We start from the raw sequence: 17,686 nt of genomic DNA, 5'->3' as shown, positions 1-17,686 counted from the left end.
TTGAAAACCGCAAGTTCCCGGTAGGCCTAAACCAATGAATGACCGGAATTCTGCTGCACGATCTATTGCGGCAGATTCAGTTTTTGGTACTGGATTTTCCGTTCATTTCAGAAAAGGTTCGGCCCGTCTCACCGGTAGCTTGACGGCGTATTGTTCCTGAATTGCTTGAATACCCGGTTGAAGGTCCGGACATTTGTAAACCCGCAGTCCAGGGCGATGTCGATAATCGGCTTGCCGCTGTTCAGCAGCATCTCTTCTGCTTTGTTGACCCGGATATGGTTCAGGTACGAGATGTAGCTCATACCGGTAGTGCTTTTGAAGAACCTGGAGAAATAGAACAGGCTCATTTCAGCCCGCCTTGCCGCATCCTCCAGCGTTATAACCTCGGCATAGTTGTCTTCCAGGTAATCGAGTACGTTCTGCATCACCTTCATGCTGCTCAACCGCCGCAGGTCTTTTTTCTGATCGGCGGGTTCAGAGGGAAGATGGCGCAGCAAGAGCCCGCAGAGCTCGTTCAGCTGGCCGGTAATAATCTGCTCGTAATGAGGCAGTCCACCGTTAAGCTCACGCTCCAGCTGAAGCATAAGTCTGGGGATATCGGCCATCCCGGAGGCTGCAAGGTCTGTCTGGTCGAGGCTCCCATTGCAGATAAAAGGGGCTGTCAGCCGCACATCCTTCGGCCAGCCGCCGGGACTTGAGATCAGCTGGGGGTTAAAGATAACCAGCTGGATGACCGATTCGCGGTCAGAGCTGTCGTAATAATGAATGTCCCCGCTGCTGCAAAAGGCCATGTCCCCCTTGTGGAGCACACGGCTCTCCAGATTAATCCCCACCCGGATAGACCCCTCGCGTACATACACAAACTCCAGATCGGTATGCCAATGTGCCAAAAAATGAATGTTACTCACCTGCCAGGAGCTGAACGGCAAATGGGAAGGGTACATGCGGTTTTCGTGAAAAGCCTTCATACAACAGCTCCTTTGGAAGCAGGCGCACCGACTGGTGCTGCCGGTAAGATTTTATTAGATAATAGCAAAAAATGACCATACGGGCAATGAAAATGACGAGCCGTTCGAGAGCGCTTGCATTACAATGAAAGGGAACTGGTGAGGACAACGCAGGTTGAAGGCAATTATAGAAATTATAAAGGAGCATATAGACATGGCAAAAAAAGCATTGATTGTAAGAGGCGGCTGGGACGGGCATGAGCCGGTGCAGGTATCGGAAATATTCGCGGAACTGTTGAAGGCGGAAGGCTTTGAAGTTGAGATTTCCGACACACTGGACAGCTTCAAGGATGAGGAAAAGCTGCTTGGCCTCAGCCTGATCGTTCCGATCTGGACCATGGGCGAGATCAGCAACGAGCAGCTGCAGCCTGTGCTAAAGGCAGTTGCCGCAGGTGTAGGGATCGCCGGCTGTCACGGCGGGATGTGCGACTCGTTCCGCAACAGTGTGGAATGGCAATTTATGACCGGATCACAATGGGTAGCCCATCCGTTCAATGACGGTGTTGATTATGTGGTCAACATGGTGTCGTCCAGCTCCAGTCCGCTTATCGAGGGAATTAAGGATTTCCAAGTAAAGTCGGAGCAGTATTACCTGCATGTTGATCCATGCATTGACGTGCTGGCGACCACAACGTTTCCAGTCAGCGAGGGCCCACATTCCGCCAATGGCGTAATTACCGTGCCGGTTGTGTACACCAAGAAATGGGGCGAAGGCCGCGTATTCTACAACTCGCTGGGTCACCATGCGGATATCTTCGACATTCCGGAAGCGAAGGAACTGATGCGCAGAGGGTTTGTGTGGGCGGCGAGATAGAGCTGCAGATGTGCAATTAAACTTAACAATGAACAGGTGGGATTGCGTTGGATAAGGTAAAGGTCGGGATTGTCGGCTGCGGGAATATAAGCGGGATTTATTTTGAGAATCTGACGAAGCTGTTTGTCAATACGGAGGTTTATGCCTGCGCGGATGTATTTAAGGAGCGGGCAGAGGAAGCTGCGGAGAAATACGGTGTGCCGAATGTATGGACTACGGAGGAGCTGCTCGCTTCGCCGGACATTCAGATTGTCGTCAATCTGACTACGCCAAAGGGACATTTCGAAGTATGCAAGCAGGCGCTGCTGTCCGGTAAGCATGTCTACGTTGAGAAGCCGCTGTCGCTTGCGCTGGAGCACGGGCAGGAGCTTGTAGATCTGGCTGCGGAAAAAGGACTGATGCTCGGCTGCGCACCGGATACTTTCCTGGGGGCGGGTATCCAGACCTGCCGCAAGCTGATTGACGACGGATTTATCGGTGAGCCTGTAGCTGCTTCGGCCTTCATGGTCTGTCACGGACATGAGAGCTGGCATCCGGACCCGGAATTTTATTATCAGGCAGGCGGCGGGCCAATGTTCGACATGGGGCCTTACTATCTCACGGCACTCGTATCGCTGCTGGGTCCGGCTGTAACGGTTGCGGGTATGACCAAGACATCCTTTGCCCAGCGGACCATTACCAGTGAAAAGAAATTCGGCAAGCAGATTGATGTCGAGGTACCGACACATGTCGCCGGAACAGTGCAATTTGCCAGCGGAGCTGTTGCAACAATGATTACAAGCTTCGATGTATGGGACAGCACGCTGCCGCGCATCGAAATCTATGGCACCCGGGGAACTTTGATTGTTCCTGATCCCAACACCTTTGGCGGGCCGGTCCTGCTGAAGCCGGCGGGCGGCGCCGGCTTCATGGAAATCCCGCTGGTGCATAATTATGCGGTTAACAGCCGGGGGATCGGCGTAGCGGATATCGCGGACTGCATCACTAGCGGCAACCGTCCGCGTGCGAGCGGCGAGCTGGCTAACCACGTACTGGAGATTATGCACGCCTTCCACACCAGCTCGGATACGAAGCGTTACGCAGAGCTCGCCACCAGCTGCGAGCAGCCAAGACCGCTGCCGCTCGGGCTGATCAAGGGCTACATTAGCTAGTGGTTATAGGTTGCTAAAGATCTTGTCTGCAGCTCCTTTGGGGCTGCGGCCAGATTTTTTTGGCTGAGTCGGGCCTGCAGGAAGGGACAGCGGGAAAAATCCCACTAAATGTGCAGCGGTCGGCTGGTTTGCGTGGCAATAGTGGGGAAAATCCCACTGAATGGAGCTATTGGCAGCCGGTTTACGAATTTTTTTGCTTATCAGCACATCATCCATAATTTTTGGTGGAAGGTTCTTTAGTTTGTGTATAGGAATGGGCACGCGAACAGAGTAAAATTAGGTAATATTATGTAAGCGTTCGCAGAAACGCGGCAGTATTTACAATGGCTGGCGCAGTGATCAAAGACAGCAATGTTGTCAGATCCCGATTATCGTAACTAGCAATAGTGGCAATCTCAGATTGTTACAAACCGCCGACTTAAGTGGTAACCAGCACTTACTGTATCTCCCCGGCTTCACACGCCAAACTACAACGTTAAAGGAGTCAAAAATCATGAGCAGCGTTAAACCTAACCAACCGCTAGTCACCCATATTTATACTGCAGATCCGTCCGCCCATGTATTTGAGAATAAAATCTATATCTACCCGTCACATGACCTGGACCATGACGGTCCGGATAATGATAACGGCGACCAGTATAAAATGGAGGATTACCATGTGCTGTCGCTGGATAACTTCGATTCGCCTGCTGTGGATCATGGGGAAGCGCTGCATCTGAGAGATGTGCCATGGGCTTCGGCTCAGATGTGGGCGCCGGATGCGGCGTACAAGAACAACCAGTATTATCTGTACTTTCCGGCGCGGGACAAGGACGGAATCTTCAGAATTGGCGTAGCTACCTCTCCGTCTCCGGCCGGACCGTTCAAGGCTGAGCCAGATTATATCCAAGGCAGCTACAGCATTGACCCTGCAGTGTTGGTGGACGAGGATGATCAGGCCTATATTTACTTTGGAGGACTGTGGGGAGGCCAGCTGGAGAAGTGGCAGACCGGCAGCTTCCAGCCGGAGCAGACCGAAGGGCCGCCTGCAGACCAGCCGGCAATCGGGCCGCGCGTAGCTAAGCTAAGCGGGGACATGCTCTCTTTTGCAGACGAGCTGCAGGAGATTTCGATCATCGACGGGGAGGGTAATCCGATTACTGCCGGCGATGAGGAGCGGAGATATTTTGAAGGACCGTGGGTTCACAAATATAACGGCTATTACTACCTGTCCTACTCGACAGGTTCGACGCATAAGCTGGTGTACGGCATCAGCCGCAGCCCGCTTGGACCATTCACTTTTAAAGGTACCATTCTTACTCCGGTCATCGGCTGGACCACACACCATTCCATCGTCCAGTTTGAAGATAAATGGTACCTGTTCTATCATGACAGCTCCTTGTCGGAAGGTGTGAACCACAAGCGCTGCGTGAAATATACGGAGCTGAAATATAACGAGGATGGAACCATTCAGACGATCGATCCTTACCCTGCCGGAGAATAACAGGTAACCCTTATAGCGCCAAAATAAAGCACAAGAACCAGTGTCTTCAAGGGTCTTGTGCTTTTTGCTCAGAAAAGGGCGGGAGAGCTGCCGGATAAAAGGGGGCTGTATACGCAGCGTTATCATTCCAGGGCGGGACCGGTCTGTGATCTGGATGTCCGTATCCTCCTAATTGATGACTTGAAACTTAAGGTTTCATGCCGGTGCCGCCCGTTACAATAAAAACACAATAACAAGCAATTGGACAGGAGTGCAGCCGATGCAATACAGCAACCCCGTAATCCCCGGGTTCCATCCCGATCCCAGCATATGCCGGGTTAATGATGATTATTATTTGGTTACCAGTACCTTTGAGTATTTTCCGGGGGTACCGGTTTTCCATAGTAAGGACCTGGTCCATTGGCGGCAGATTGGCCATTGCCTGACCACGCCTGAGCAGCTGCCGCTGGCGAACGCTTGGAGCTCAGGCGGTATATTCGCCCCGACGATCCGTTATCATGACGGCTGGTTCTATATGGTCACTACCAACGTCAGCGGAGTCGGCAATTTCTATGTCAAAACCAGGAATCCGGAAGGGCCGTGGTCAGCCCCTATTCCGGTCAAGCAGGGCGGCATCGACCCTTCCCTCCTGTTCGATAATGACGGCCGCGTATACTTCCAGTCGTCGTGTAACGGGACTGAGGGACATGCCATCTACCAGTGTGAGATTAATATTGAAACCGGAGCTATGCTGACAGAGAGCCGGTTTATCTGGAGAGGCACCGGAGGCGCACACCCGGAGGCTCCGCATCTCTACAGGATCGACGGCTGGTATTATCTCATGATCGCAGAAGGCGGCACCGAATACGGGCATATGGAGACGATTGCGAGAAGCCGGCAGCCTTACGGGCCGTTTGAGCCCTGTCCGCACAATCCGGTGCTGACTAACCGGAGTATGGACAGCAGCATCCAGGCTACCGGACACGCTGATCTGATCGAGGCCCAAGACGGCAGCTGGTGGGCGGTATGCCTTGGCATCAGGCCGGTTGCCTATCCGAAGGCGCATCATCTTGGCCGCGAGGTCTATCTGGCTCCTGTCACCTGGACAGAAGAGGGCTGGCCGGTATTCGGCCGCGATACACATGTTGATCCGCAGATGGAAGCGCCGGAGCTGCCGCAGACTGTATGGCCGGAATCCCCGGTCAGAGACGATTTCAACGAGAACCAGCTGGGCTTCGGCTGGACCTTTTTGCGCAATCCCCTGGAAGGCAGCTGGTCTTTACAGGAGCGCCCGGGGTATCTGGTGCTTCACGGGCATAAGACCAATCTAAGTAATGCCGGTGCCCCGGCTTTTGTCGGCCGCAGACTTAGTCATTTCTCCTGCAGCATCGCGGCGGCGATGGAGTATGAGCCGGAGCATGAGGGGGAGGAAGCCGGATTAACAGTCTTCATGAACGAAAAGCATCATTATGATCTCGCCGTAACACTAGTAGATGGCCGCAAAAAGGTAGTTTTCCGTAAAACCATCGGGTCCCTGCAGACAGAACAAGCCTGGGATTGTCCGGAGGGTTCCGTTGAACTGAGGGCCGAAGCTTTCCCAAAGAAAATAGTTGCTTCACTGCAGACAGCACAAGGCAGCACGATAGACCTTGGCTGGGGGGAGACGCATCTGCTCAGCACTGAGGTTGCCGGAGGCTTTACCGGTGTATTCATTGCTATGTATGCTGCCGGTTCTGCAGAGGGGCAAGCTGCTTCGGCAGCTTTTGACTGGTTTGATTATGAGCCCTCGGAGCAGCAGGACAGCCAGTAGAATTATAGTAGACTATTCAAATTGTAACTGAAGGGAATCACAAACGGGCGTATACCCCATTTTTTGATAGATGCTATTAGATGTTGGATTTGCCAAGTCTGTATATAAGACGCATTTGGTAAATCCTTTTTCCAATGCAAGCTGGCTTATCTGTGCCACAATTGAAGTAGCGTATCCTTTGCCGCGCACATATGGAGGGGTATATACAAAGGCCACACCAACAGCCGTCTGCATTACCCTTGTATATCCCGCCATAGAAACGGGTATCCCGTTGTCCTCCAAAATATAGATTTTTTTCGATTCAATCCGGTAAAGGTAAGGCGCCGCCTCTTGCGGGATGGACATTTCTGTTGTGCCGTAACTCGCCGCTGCATAGAATGCTTCCGCCCAATATGGGAAAAAGTGAATATCCTTTTTATCAAGCAACCGAACAGTACCGGGCTTTTGAATGTCCGGATTTACTGCTGTCAGTTCATAGATACGCTGGCTCATTGTTGTTGTATAGGTTGTTCCCTTGCGCAAGGTATATTCTGTGGCAAAAGCTTCTGCCAGTGTTTTTTCGGTTGTCACACCTGGAATTTCACGGTCGTTCAGCCCGTCTATCAGGCAGCTTACAGCTTCCGGGTTAATGTTGTTGTCTGTTGCATAGAGCGTGATATTGTGCGGCGGTGTCATTATGGCGGTAAGCTGTATGCCCTTGTCATCCGCAATCGTTGCCATCAGCCAATTGACAGGGTCACGCCAGTCTGTCTTGTCTTTTCCTTCATGCCCCATGATGATATTGCCAAGCGGAATTAAATTTTGCGCTTCATGACGCATCAGCACATCATAGGTATCCTTGTAAAACTCATGCACATCCGTATACAGCTTGAACTGCATTCCAATACACCCTTTCTTCGGCTCGACGCTATCCAGAGTTGCTCTGCGTTACAGAAGTCTTGACATTCTATGGAGTTACGGCGAAGCCCTACTAAAATTAATATCTATAGAACGTCATCAATAGACTAACAAACCGTCTCCTGAAAGCATTGAGCAGCGGATGGATCTCCCTTGCCAAAGCTCTAACCTTGGTCAGTCGGTTCGAAGCCAAATGAGTTTTAAGTGTAGTTTGTGCAATTAAAACAGGTGAATTGAGTCATTTCAAGGAGATAACTGTATTCTATGCATCTATTTTTCGCGAAAAAGCCGGTTCGGGGCGTTTTCGGCAGATATAAATGTATAGAGTGCAGTTAAAACCTGCAACGAAGCTAATTAGCCTAGTTTAGTTGCAGAAAGTACAGTTATTTCAAACCGGCTCATTCATGATGCTGTGCCATTACCTGCGAAACAGGGCAAGTGCATCACCGAGAAGAAGGAGAGGCGGACGCTGCCGCCTTTATTTGGTTTAACAGGATATTATCTCTGCTTCCCCCAGCAGAAAAATAGCTTTGATGTTGGACAATAGCCTGATTCATTACGCTACCGAGTTACAGCTGTTTCCTAAGGAGCGTCCGCCTGAAAGCTTTTCGCAGAAAAGCTAGCTACGGAAGCATAAGCTGTCTGCGGATTTCTACCGCGAAGAGCGGTTAGAACAGAGAAATCTGTAGACAACAGCGGCCGGAAGTCTAAATATTCTCTGGAGTTACGGCGAAGCCCTTAAGATAAACATTAGTTTGAATTAGTTCCCCCTATAAGCCTTCGGCGACATGCCGTAGGCTTTTTTGAATTGGCGGGTCAGATAATTGCTGTCATTGAAGCCGCACATGTAGGAAATCTCCGTAATGGAATGCCTGCTCCCGCGGAGCAGGGTACAGGCCAGCTCCAGCCGCAGGCGCTGGATGTAGGCGATCGGAGTCGTCTGGTAGTAAGCACGGAAGATGCGGTTCAGATGCCTGACCGAAATCCGCGACTGCACGGCGATATCCTCCAGTGTAAGCTGCTCAGGGTAATGATCCTCGATGTAGGAGATGGCGCTGGCCAGATGCATCAGGCTGTTATCCGTTCCGGCCTCCTGATTCTCATAGTGCCTGGACAGATACACCACCAGTTCCATGAACCGTGAGGCAAGCATCGTCTGGTAGCCCTGCTGCTTCTCCTCGTATTCTTTGATCATTCCAGCGATGAAGGCGGAGACATGCTCAAGGCTGGCGATCGGCAGATTCAGCTTGCTTTTGAAACCGTTGATGCTGCGGTAAAAGGGCTCCAGCACGAACAGCGCCTGATAGCCGTTCAGGGTTCTGAGATCCGGTCCTGCAGATTTCAGCATCTCGGCTTTGTACATGATGTTGCAGATTTTGAAATCGTAAGGGGCCTTATAAGCATGCGGAGTGCCGCCGCTGATGACGAAGACATTGCCTTTTTTGATGAAGGATTCCTCATCGTTGACAACATGGGTCGCATGTCCGTTGAGCACAATGACCAGTTCGGAGAAGTCCGCATGCTTATGGAGGGACATGTCCTCCGCATGACCGCCGTATTGGATAAAGAACGGGAAGTGCTCATCTGTAGTGAACCAGTTCAAATAGACATTACTCACAAAGGGACCTCCCGGAGAATATAGCATTCGTGTCTATATAATGCTATTTTATGACCTGAAAATCAAGGTATCCGGCCAAAGGCGCGGAGTAAAATGAGAGCATCACCAAGAGCAGCGCTGATAGGCGATGATGTTTGCAACCGCATTCAAGAAGCTTATGCATCAGATTAGAGCTAAAGGGGGATTTATCAGATGAGTCATAAGGTATCGAAAAAGCTGGGGGCAGCTCTGCTGGCAGGCTTACTGCTGGTATCGGCCGGCTGCAGCAATTCCGGGAACAACGCAGCAGACAGCACGAACGGGAACAGTGGTAATGATACGGAGCCGGTGACCTTTACGTTTTTTGGAGCAGATGCCAGCCCGAGCTGGAATAACATGCAGGACGATGTAGGCAAAGAAATTATAGCGAAGACCGGTGTTACCCTGCAGGCGGAATTTGATGTGGGCGGCGGAGGCGGGCAGGACCGGATTTCCATGATGGCCGCAAGCGGCGACTACCCGGATATTATTTTCGCCAAGGGAGAGATCGGCAAGCTGGTGGATGCGGAGGCCATTGTTGATCTGACCGATCTGATCGATAAGCACGCGCCCAATATCAAAAAAGTCATGGAAGGCAACATGAACCGGATGAAATACAGCAAGGACAACGAAGCGATTTACTCGATTCCGACGAATGTCGGTGTAGGCGAACAGAAATTTGATGCGACCAACGGCTTCCAGATTCAGCACCGGGTGCTCAAGGAGCTCGGCTATCCGGAAGTGAGAACGGTCAAGGATTATGAGAATGTGCTCAAAGAATATTATGCCAAGCACCCGACGACTGACGGCCAGCCGACCATCCCGATGACACTCAATGCCGACGGCTGGAAGATCATGATTACCGTAACCAACCAGGGCGATATTACGACGGGCGGGGCCAATGACGGTGAGTATTATGTGAACCCGGAGACGTATGAGACGATGCTTCACTACAAAAAACCGGAGGAGAAGGAGTATTTCCGCTGGCTGAATCACATGTACAATGAGGGGCTGCTCGACAAGGACTCTTTTGTGCAAAAGGATGACCAGTACAAAGCGAAAATTGCCAGCGGCCGCGTGCTTGGTCTCAGCTCAGTGGAGTGGGAGTACCAGGATGCGGAGAATGCCCTGAAGTCTGCCGGCAAAGACGAGTATACGTACGCGCATTTCCCGGTTACCCTGAGTGAGGAATACAAGGATCATGCGATGCAGGCTGTCGGCGTAGACGGCTACGGCATCAGCATTACTACCGCCTGTGAAGATCCGGTCCGTGCGATCAAGTTCCTGGACTGGCTGTCCTCGGAGGAAGGGCAGGTGCTGAGAAACTGGGGTGTCGAAGGCAAAACCTACAATATGGAGAACGGAAAACGGGTGATGCCTGCCGATATTCTCGATCAAAAGGTCAATGATGCTGGCAATTTCACCAAAAATACGGGCGTCGGCTTGTATTCTATTTTTGGAGTCCGTTATGGAGACGGTGTGAAGGATTCTACGGATAACTACTACACCACCAACTTCCCGGAGCAGATCCTGGCCGAATATTCGGATGCAGAGAAGGAATCCCTGGCCGCGTATAACGCAACTACCTGGAAGGACCTGTTCCCTGCCGAAGATGAATTTCCGGTAAAAGAGTGGGGCGCACTCTACAATATGCCTGTACCGACGGACGGCGACTATCAGGTCATCTACCAGAAGACACAGGATATTGTTCAAAAACGGATTCCGGAAGCCATTCTTTCCAATCCGGCTGAATTTGATAAAATCTACGATGATTTCATTGCCGAGCTAAACAAGGCCGGTGCCGAGAAGATGGAGAAGGAATATACAGAGCTGGTTAAAGCGAGAGTGTCGCTGTTCACCGGTAAGGATGTTAAATAGCATGTGGTAAAAGAGGGCTCTGCCGGATTAGCGGCAGGGCCCTTGTCTGTTGTCCGGCACTTATACCTATGTACGCAGGCTGAGGATGGTCTGCAGTAAAGGCTCAGCCCTTCGGGATACTGCGGTAGCGGGAGGGTGAGAAACCGGACATTTTTTTGAACAGTCGGGAAAAATAGTAAGGGTCGCTGATCCCGACAGCCGAGCTGACCTCCTTGATGCTGAGCTCCGTAAGGTCGAGCAGCTGGCCGGCCCGCTGGATTTTGAGCCGCAGAAAGTACTCGATCGGGGGAACTCCGGTCTCCAGATTGAACAGGTGAATCAGATGCTGCTGGGACAAGCCGACATGCCGGGCCAGATCCGTTAGCCGGATTGATTCCTCCAGATGCTGGTTCATGTACTTTATGGCCTGCTCCAGATATTGCTCCCGTTTTTTCTCCTGCGCCGATTTGCTGGTATTCAGACCGATGCCGGACAGGAGCTGCCGGGTGGTCTGCGCCACATGAACATGCGAGGTCAGGGAGTAGGTCCGCTCGGCCAGCAGCTCATAGGCGGGGTGGAACCACTCGGTGAACCGCGCTATTCCGCTGGGAGAAAGGGCGAGCGGTGCTGCAGACAGGCCGAACAGCCGGACAAGCCGTGCGGCGTGGTCACCTTTGAAATGAAACCAGTAGATGCTCCAGGGATTCTCTGCCGTTGCACCATATTGGTGCGGGGTATCCGGGGGAATAATCACCATATCCCCTTCGTGCAGCAGCATGCGCTCACCGGCCCGAAGCTCCAGCCAGCCCTCACCGCTCTCGCAAAAAATAAAAATATGCGCCGGGGTCCCTTCAGGACGCTCACGGTAATGATATTGTGCGGTGGGAAAGTATCCGATATCGGTGACATACAAGTCTGAAGTCAGCTCCTCCTGCTCCAGCTCCTTCATCCAGTAATCGGGGAGAACGTACAGCTTCTCCTCTGTGAAGCCTTCACGCTTCTGTATCAAACGGCCGGCCATTTGTAAGCCTCCTTGTTTTACATGAAATATAAGTATTTGTATGTTTCGCGTTAAAAATGATCCTTATATTTCTCGCAGAAACGGATACCGTCCTGTTTAGGACGGCGTAGCCGTTTCTACTTGCCGAATATGAATATAATCCATCACTTCCCGCATTTCGTCAATTGGAACCTTCACCGCCGGAGGCTAAAGTAGAACTATAAAAGCAAGGGAGGCTAATGCAGACATGAATCAAACAATAAATACTCATACGCCCGGAGGAAGTCCAGCAGCGGCAAAACAGGTGAAGGTATGGGAATCAGAGGTGCTTATTCCTACGTATGAAGCGGGAAAGGCGGACCCGAATCCGATGTTCCTGGAGAAACGCGTATATCAGGGAAGCACCGGCAGAGTCTATCCTCATCCCGTAATTGAGTCCATCTCGGATGTGAAGGCTGATAAAAATTACAAGCTGGTCATCCTTGAGAATGAATATGTGCGGATCGAGATTATGCCGGAAATCGGCGGCCGGATCTATCGTGCACTAGATAAAACCAATAATTATGATTTCGTCTATTATAACAGGGTGATTAAGCCTGCGCTGGTAGGGCTGGCCGGGCCGTGGATTTCCGGAGGCATTGAATTCAACTGGCCGCAGCATCACCGGCCCAACACCTTCGGTCCGGTAGAATACCGGTTCGGGCAGTCAGAGGATGGAAGCGCCTCCGTCTGGGTAAGCGAAATTGACCGGATGTACGGAACCAAGGTGACGGCAGAGTTCAAGCTGTATCCCGGCAAAGCCTACCTGGAGATCAATGCCCAGCTGTATAACCGGACGGCGGAGCCGCAGACCTTCCTATGGTGGGCCAACCCGGCGGTAGCGGTCAATGACCATACGCAATCTGTATTCCCTCCGGACGTAACGGCTGTATTCGATCACGGCAAACGCGATGTGTCCCGTTTTCCGATTGCTACCGGAACGTATTATAAACAGGATTACTCGGAAGGCGTAGATATATCCCGCTACAAGAACATTCCTGTACCAACCTCTTATATGGCCTACAAATCGGATTATAATTTCGTGGGCGGTTACGATCACGGTGTTCAGGCAGGACTGCTGCATGTAGCAAGCCATCATGTTTCACCTGGCAAAAAGCAATGGACCTGGGGCAACGGGGAGTTCGGACAGGCCTGGGACCGCCAGCTGACCGATGAGGACGGACCGTATATTGAGCTGATGACCGGTGTGTATACCGATAACCAGCCTGACTTTACCTGGCTGCAGCCTTATGAGGAGAAGACCTTTACCCAGTATTTTATGCCTTACAAAAATATCGGCGTTGTTAAAAATGCTTCAATCGAAGCAGCGGTTAATCTGGAGGTGGATGCCGCAGCCGGGCGGGCTGAGGTTCAGGCATATGCCACTTCGTTAATAGAGCAGGCTACGATCGTGCTGAAGGGAGCAAACCGGACGTATATCGAGCGGTCGGTGCAGCTGTCTCCGAAGGACGAGGATGTATTTAAGGAGAATGTAACGCTGGATGCGGGTGAGCAGGAGCATGATCTGCAGCTGACTGTCAGAGCTGCTGACGGCAGGCTCCTCATTGCTTATCAGCCGAAGCGCCCTGATATTGAACAGGTTCCGGATGCCGCCAAGCCGCTCGCTGAGCCGCATGAGCTGCGCTCCACCGAAGAGCTGTACCTGGCAGGTCTGCATCTGGAGCAGTACCGGCATGCCACCTTTGAGCCGGAGGATTATTACCTGGAAGGCTTAAAGCGCGATAGAGGCGATATCCGCCTGAATGTGGCGTACGGAACGCTCCTGCTGCGCCGCGGCCTGTACCGTGAGAGTGAAGCGTATTTCCGCACAGCGATTGAACGGCTGACCTGGAGAAATCCGAATCCGTACGACAGCGAAGCCTACTACCAGCTGGGCGTGGCACTGCGCGGCCAGAACCGGCTAGACGAAGCCTTTAACGCATTCCACAAAGCGGTCTGGTCGGCTGCCTGGCAGGATGCCGGCTACTTCTCACTTGCCCAGATCGCAAGCATCAAGGGTGAATATGCTGAAGCTCTGGATCTGGCTGAGCGCTCACTGGTCCGCAATTCACGCAACTACAAGGCCCGTGATCTGAAAGCGGCTATGCTGCGCAAGCTTGGCCGGCATGAGCAGGTCCTGGCATTTGCACAGGAGACAACCGGACTCGATGTTGCAGATTTCGGCGCTTATAATGAGCAGGCGCTGGCACTTGCTGCACTTGGTGATGCAGCCGCTGCAGAGGGCGTGCTGGCGGAGCTTCGTCTGCTGATGCGCGATGATGCGCATAACTACCTGAATCTGATTGCCGATTACATGGGCTGCGGCTTGCTGGAGGAAGCCATAGCAGTGGGGTTAAGAATTGTTCCGGCCGAAGGTACTGTGTATCCGATGGTCCATTATGCCCTGGATGAGCTGTATGCCCTTGCCGGGCGCTCTGATTTGGCTGAGACGCAGCGCCGTGCCGGACAGTCTGCCGACCCGACCTACTGCTTCCCTAATACACTGTTCGAGCTGGATCTGCTGGAAAGCGCCGTCCGGGCCAATCCGGAGGATGATAAGGCCCATTATTATCTTGGAAACTTCTTCTATGATAAAAAACGTCCGGAAGAAGCGATTGCCGGCTGGGAGCGTTCACGTGAGCTGCGCGGGGACTTTGCAACCGTGCACCGTAATCTTGGCCTTGCCTATTACAACAAACAGGGTGATCCGCAGGCAGCGATGGATTCACTGGTGAAGGCCTATGCCTGCGCACCGGAGGATGTGCGGATTCTGTTTGAACTGGATCAGCTGCGCAAGAAGCTGGCCATGCCTGCACAGGAGCGGCTGGATATCCTCGAGGCTAAGCGCAGCCAGGTGGAGCAGCGGGATGATCTGTTTGTAGAATATGTTACGCTGCTTAACAATCTGGAGCGGTACGATGAAGCGCTGGCGGCACTGAATTCCCGGAATTTCCATCCTTGGGAAGGCGGAGAAGGCAAGGTAACCGGGCAATATAAATTTGCCCATACCGAGCTTGGCAAGCAATTGCTCAAGGAGGGCCGCCAGGAGGAAGCGCTGGCCCATCTGCAGCAGGCACTCGTATATCCGCTGAATCTGGGAGAAGGCAAGCTTGAAGGGGCGCAGGAAAATAATATCTACTATTATATAGGGCTGGCGTACGAAGGCCTTGGGCAGGAGCAGCTGGCTGCAGAGAGCTACAGGACTGCTTCGCAGGGGCTGGAGGAGCCGTCGAGCGCGATGTATTATAATGACCAGCCGCCGGAAATGATCTTTTATCAAGGGCTGGCCTGGCATAAGCTTGGCAACGTGAAGGAAGCGAAGCGCCGGTTCAACAAGCTGATTGATTATGCGGAGAAGCATATTTTTGACGAGATCAAAATTGACTACTTCGCGGTATCCCTGCCTGACTTCCTTGTGTTCGAGGATGACCTGAACCGCCGGAATGTGATTCACTGCCGGTATATGCGCGGACTGGGGCTGCTGGGACTGGGCCGTACGGAAGAAGCCGGTGCCGAGCTGGAGCAGGCGCTGGAGCTGGAGCCGAATCATCAGGGGGCTGTGATCCACAGCCGGTTATGCAGAGAATCAGCAGAGTAATCGTTTCGGTTGACCATTATATCTCACATGAAGGGTTGCGGATGCTTTGATTAACAGCGGGCGATACACAGCAAAACTGGATTCGGGCTGGAAGTTCCAGCCCGATCCTCAGAACCAGGGCGAACGGGAGGGCTGGCATAACGGCGGCCTGCCGGCTCCTGTTCCGGTCTCCGTTCCCCATACCTGGAATGTGCAGGAGGAGCTTGAGGAGTTCCGCGGCGCAGGCTGGTATGAGCAGCAGCTGGAGGTTCCCGCGGAATGGGCCGGCCGCCGGTTCCGGATTTTCTTTGAAGGGGCCTACCGGGATACGGATATCTGGGTTAACGGCACACTCGCCGGCAGTCATTACAACTCGGGCTATACGCCGTTTGAAGTCGATATTACACCGTATATTCATGCCGGAGGTAACAACAGACTGGTGATTAGAGTGGACAACCGGAACAGTGATACGGCTCTGCCTGTGAGCAACAGCTTCGATTGGGCGGATGACGGCGGACTGATCCGGCCGGTAATGCTGGTGGTGACGGGCAGCACGGCGGTAGAGCAGGTGCGGGTAGAGCCTAAGGTCCACTTCAGCGCCGACGGCAAGCCTGCAGGCGGAACGTTAGCTGCACAGATTAAGCTGTGTGAGCCGCCGGCAGCTGCTGTCCACGCGGAGATTAAGGTGTACCGCAATGAAGCTGTAATCTGGCAGGGAACAGAGAAGATTGCGGCCGGGGCCTTGGCCTGGAGCTTTGCTGAGATCGGGCTGGAGGAAGTGCAGCTATGGCATTTTGACCATCCGCATCTGTATGAGCTTGAGCTTGTGCTGACTGCCGGCGGCGGGGCTCAAGACCGGATTGTCCGTTCCTTTGGCTTCCGGGAGATCGTGGTGGAGGGCCACCAGCTGCTGCTTAACCGGGAACCGGTCCGGCTGATGGGCGTGGAGTGGATGCCCGGTTCACATCCGGCGGCGGGTATGGCAGAGGGTGCAGAAGAGCTTACAGCCATGCTGGTCAGGCTGAAAGAAGCCAACTGCATCATCACCCGCTTCCACTGGCAGCAGGGCAATGAGCTGCTGGACTGGTGCGACCGTAATGGCCTGCTGGTCCAGGAGGAGATTCCGCACTGGCAGCAGCCGGCAGAACCGGGGAAGGACACCCGCCTGCTTGCTTTGAGCCAGGCCAAAGAAATGATTGCCAGCCACTCACATCACCCTTGTATCTTTGCCTGGGGAATGGGGAACGAGCTGGATGGTCAATCGGCGGTAACGAATGGATATATGGAGCAGCTTAAAGAGGAGTTTCTGCAGCTTGACTCAACCCGGCTGGTGAACTATGTAAGTAATACGCTGCAGCTTCAGCCGGCATCTGATGCTACGGGGGCGGGCGATATGCTGATGTGGAATGACTATATCGGCACCTGGCACGGTGATCTGGATGAGGAAGAGGTCATCCGGCAGATCATCGCCGATCATCCGGACAAGCCGCTCGTTGTAGCAGAATACGGGCTGTGCGAGCCTGCCTTTGAGGGCGGGGATGCCAGAAGAATAAGGATATTGCGGGAAAAAACAGCGATTTACCGGCGTTATCCGGCGTTTGCGGCGCTCATCTATTTCAGTCTGAACGATTACCGCACGCAGATGGGTGAGGAGGGAACCGGCCGGTTCATGCAAAGAGTCCATGGCTCTGTTGATCTGTATAACCAGGCGAAGCCCTCCTATGCCGCTCTGCGGGAAGAGTCTTCACCGCTCGTGCTTGCCGGAGAGCCGGTATGGAAGAACGGCGGGCTTGAGCTGACGCTGGAGTGCCGGAATGACATTCCGAGCTATGCAGTAAGAGGCTACAGCTTGTCCGCTGCTATAGCAGGCGGTGAGACGATCTCACAGCAGCTTCCTGATCTGGCGCCGGGAGAGGTGCGGACGGTGTATGTGGAGCTGCCGGAAGGTACCGGCAGTGCCAGCGGAACTAACGATGGTGCTGGCAGCGCAGGCGAAGGTAAGGAAGGTGCTGTCCGTGCAGGAGAAGCTAAGGAGGGTTCTGCCACTGCAGGAGAAGTTAAGGAGGGTGCTGGCAGTGTAGGCAAAGGTAAGGAGGGTGCCGGCAGTGTAGGCGAAGGTAAGGAGGGTGCCGGTAGTATAGGCGAAGGTAAGGAGGGTGCCGGCAGTGTAGGCGAAGGTAAGGAAAGTTCTGCCCGTACTGCGGCGTTGTCCATACTCCGTCCTACCGGCTTCAGTGTGCTGGAGCTGCAGCTGTAGCTCGACTGACTGGATTTGTAGCGTTACTTTGAGTAACTAGGATTTATGGATAGGAAAGTTGAAAGCCCATGAGAACGGTTGGTTAACCTTCTCATGGGCTTTTTTGTCGTTAGCGTAATTTAGCCGAATGAGAGGCAAAAATGCCTCTGAATGGGGCCAAGGTGGCCCGATCGGCGAAA

General features: G+C 53.0%; 11 protein-coding genes. 7 read left to right on the top strand and 4 right to left on the bottom strand.

Annotation, left to right across the window (positions count from 1 at the left end):
* Positions 1-128: 128 nt before the first annotated feature.
* Entirely contained in the window at positions 129-968 is an 840-nt protein-coding gene (locus BN3772_RS26975) for a helix-turn-helix transcriptional regulator (RefSeq protein WP_042203443.1), read from the bottom strand.
* Between the two features lie 193 nt (positions 969-1,161).
* Here BN3772_RS26975 and BN3772_RS26970 point away from each other — a divergent pair, with 193 nt between their 5' ends.
* From BN3772_RS26970 to BN3772_RS26955, 4 genes are all read left to right on the top strand, one after another.
* On the top strand, positions 1,162-1,821 hold the full coding sequence (locus tag BN3772_RS26970; RefSeq protein ID WP_042203442.1) for a ThuA domain-containing protein: 660 nt from the start codon (positions 1,162-1,164) through the stop codon (positions 1,819-1,821).
* Between the two features lie 47 nt (positions 1,822-1,868).
* Positions 1,869-2,972, top strand: coding sequence for a Gfo/Idh/MocA family protein (locus BN3772_RS26965; protein ID WP_042203441.1), 1,104 nt, complete (start codon positions 1,869-1,871; stop codon positions 2,970-2,972).
* Between the two features lie 493 nt (positions 2,973-3,465).
* The gene (locus BN3772_RS26960) at positions 3,466-4,455 is read left to right on the top strand and encodes a glycoside hydrolase family 43 protein (protein ID WP_042203440.1); all 990 of its coding nucleotides are present in this window, start codon (positions 3,466-3,468) and stop codon (positions 4,453-4,455) included.
* 259 nt (positions 4,456-4,714) lie between these two features.
* Positions 4,715-6,244 (top strand): glycoside hydrolase family 43 protein, encoded by a 1,530-nt coding sequence (locus tag BN3772_RS26955; protein ID WP_042203439.1) that lies wholly within the window; start codon positions 4,715-4,717, stop codon positions 6,242-6,244.
* 12 nt (positions 6,245-6,256) lie between these two features.
* Here the strand turns inward: BN3772_RS26955 and BN3772_RS26950 are convergent, their stop codons facing one another.
* A complete protein-coding gene (locus BN3772_RS26950; protein WP_042203437.1) occupies positions 6,257-7,123 on the bottom strand; it encodes a GNAT family N-acetyltransferase in 867 nt (288 codons plus the stop codon).
* A 778-nt stretch (positions 7,124-7,901) separates the two neighbouring features.
* Complete coding sequence (locus BN3772_RS26945) at positions 7,902-8,759, bottom strand: AraC family transcriptional regulator (RefSeq protein ID WP_042203436.1); 858 nt, start codon at positions 8,757-8,759, stop codon at positions 7,902-7,904.
* A gap of 192 nt (positions 8,760-8,951) precedes the next feature.
* On the opposite strand from BN3772_RS26945, the gene BN3772_RS26940 reads away from it, so the two are divergent.
* Positions 8,952-10,655, top strand: coding sequence for an ABC transporter substrate-binding protein (locus BN3772_RS26940; protein ID WP_042203435.1), 1,704 nt, complete (start codon positions 8,952-8,954; stop codon positions 10,653-10,655).
* A gap of 103 nt (positions 10,656-10,758) precedes the next feature.
* Here BN3772_RS26940 and BN3772_RS26935 read toward each other — a convergent pair whose 3' ends face one another.
* A complete protein-coding gene (locus BN3772_RS26935; protein ID WP_052380718.1) occupies positions 10,759-11,655 on the bottom strand; it encodes an AraC family transcriptional regulator in 897 nt (298 codons plus the stop codon).
* Positions 11,656-11,881: 226 nt separating this feature from the next.
* Between BN3772_RS26935 and BN3772_RS26930 the strand changes: the two genes are divergently transcribed.
* Both BN3772_RS26930 and BN3772_RS26925 read left to right on the top strand, forming a co-directional pair.
* A complete protein-coding gene (locus BN3772_RS26930; protein ID WP_042203434.1) occupies positions 11,882-15,271 on the top strand; it encodes a DUF5107 domain-containing protein in 3,390 nt (1,129 codons plus the stop codon).
* Between the two features lie 46 nt (positions 15,272-15,317).
* Complete coding sequence (locus BN3772_RS26925; RefSeq protein ID WP_042203433.1) at positions 15,318-17,507, top strand: glycoside hydrolase family 2; 2,190 nt, start codon at positions 15,318-15,320, stop codon at positions 17,505-17,507.
* The last annotated feature ends 179 nt before the right edge of the window (positions 17,508-17,686 follow it).

Source organism: Paenibacillus camerounensis, from assembly GCF_000723885.1.
Lineage (GTDB): Bacteria > Bacillota > Bacilli > Paenibacillales > Paenibacillaceae > Paenibacillus_AQ > Paenibacillus_AQ camerounensis.
The sequence above is the reverse complement of the archived record's forward strand: the minus strand, read 5'-3'. Positions and strand labels throughout refer to the sequence as shown.

Coding starts and splice junctions, on each gene's coding strand:
- BN3772_RS26970 (WP_042203442.1), top strand. CDS start 1,162: ATGGCAAAAAAAGCATTGATTGTAAGAGGCGGCTGGGACGGGCATGAG.
- BN3772_RS26940 (WP_042203435.1), top strand. CDS start 8,952: ATGAGTCATAAGGTATCGAAAAAGCTGGGGGCAGCTCTGCTGGCAGGC.
- BN3772_RS26930 (WP_042203434.1), top strand. CDS start 11,882: ATGAATCAAACAATAAATACTCATACGCCCGGAGGAAGTCCAGCAGCG.
- BN3772_RS26935 (WP_052380718.1), bottom strand. CDS start 11,655: ATGGCCGGCCGTTTGATACAGAAGCGTGAAGGCTTCACAGAGGAGAAG.
- BN3772_RS26975 (WP_042203443.1), bottom strand. CDS start 968: ATGAAGGCTTTTCACGAAAACCGCATGTACCCTTCCCATTTGCCGTTC.
- BN3772_RS26955 (WP_042203439.1), top strand. CDS start 4,715: ATGCAATACAGCAACCCCGTAATCCCCGGGTTCCATCCCGATCCCAGC.
- BN3772_RS26960 (WP_042203440.1), top strand. CDS start 3,466: ATGAGCAGCGTTAAACCTAACCAACCGCTAGTCACCCATATTTATACT.
- BN3772_RS26950 (WP_042203437.1), bottom strand. CDS start 7,123: ATGCAGTTCAAGCTGTATACGGATGTGCATGAGTTTTACAAGGATACC.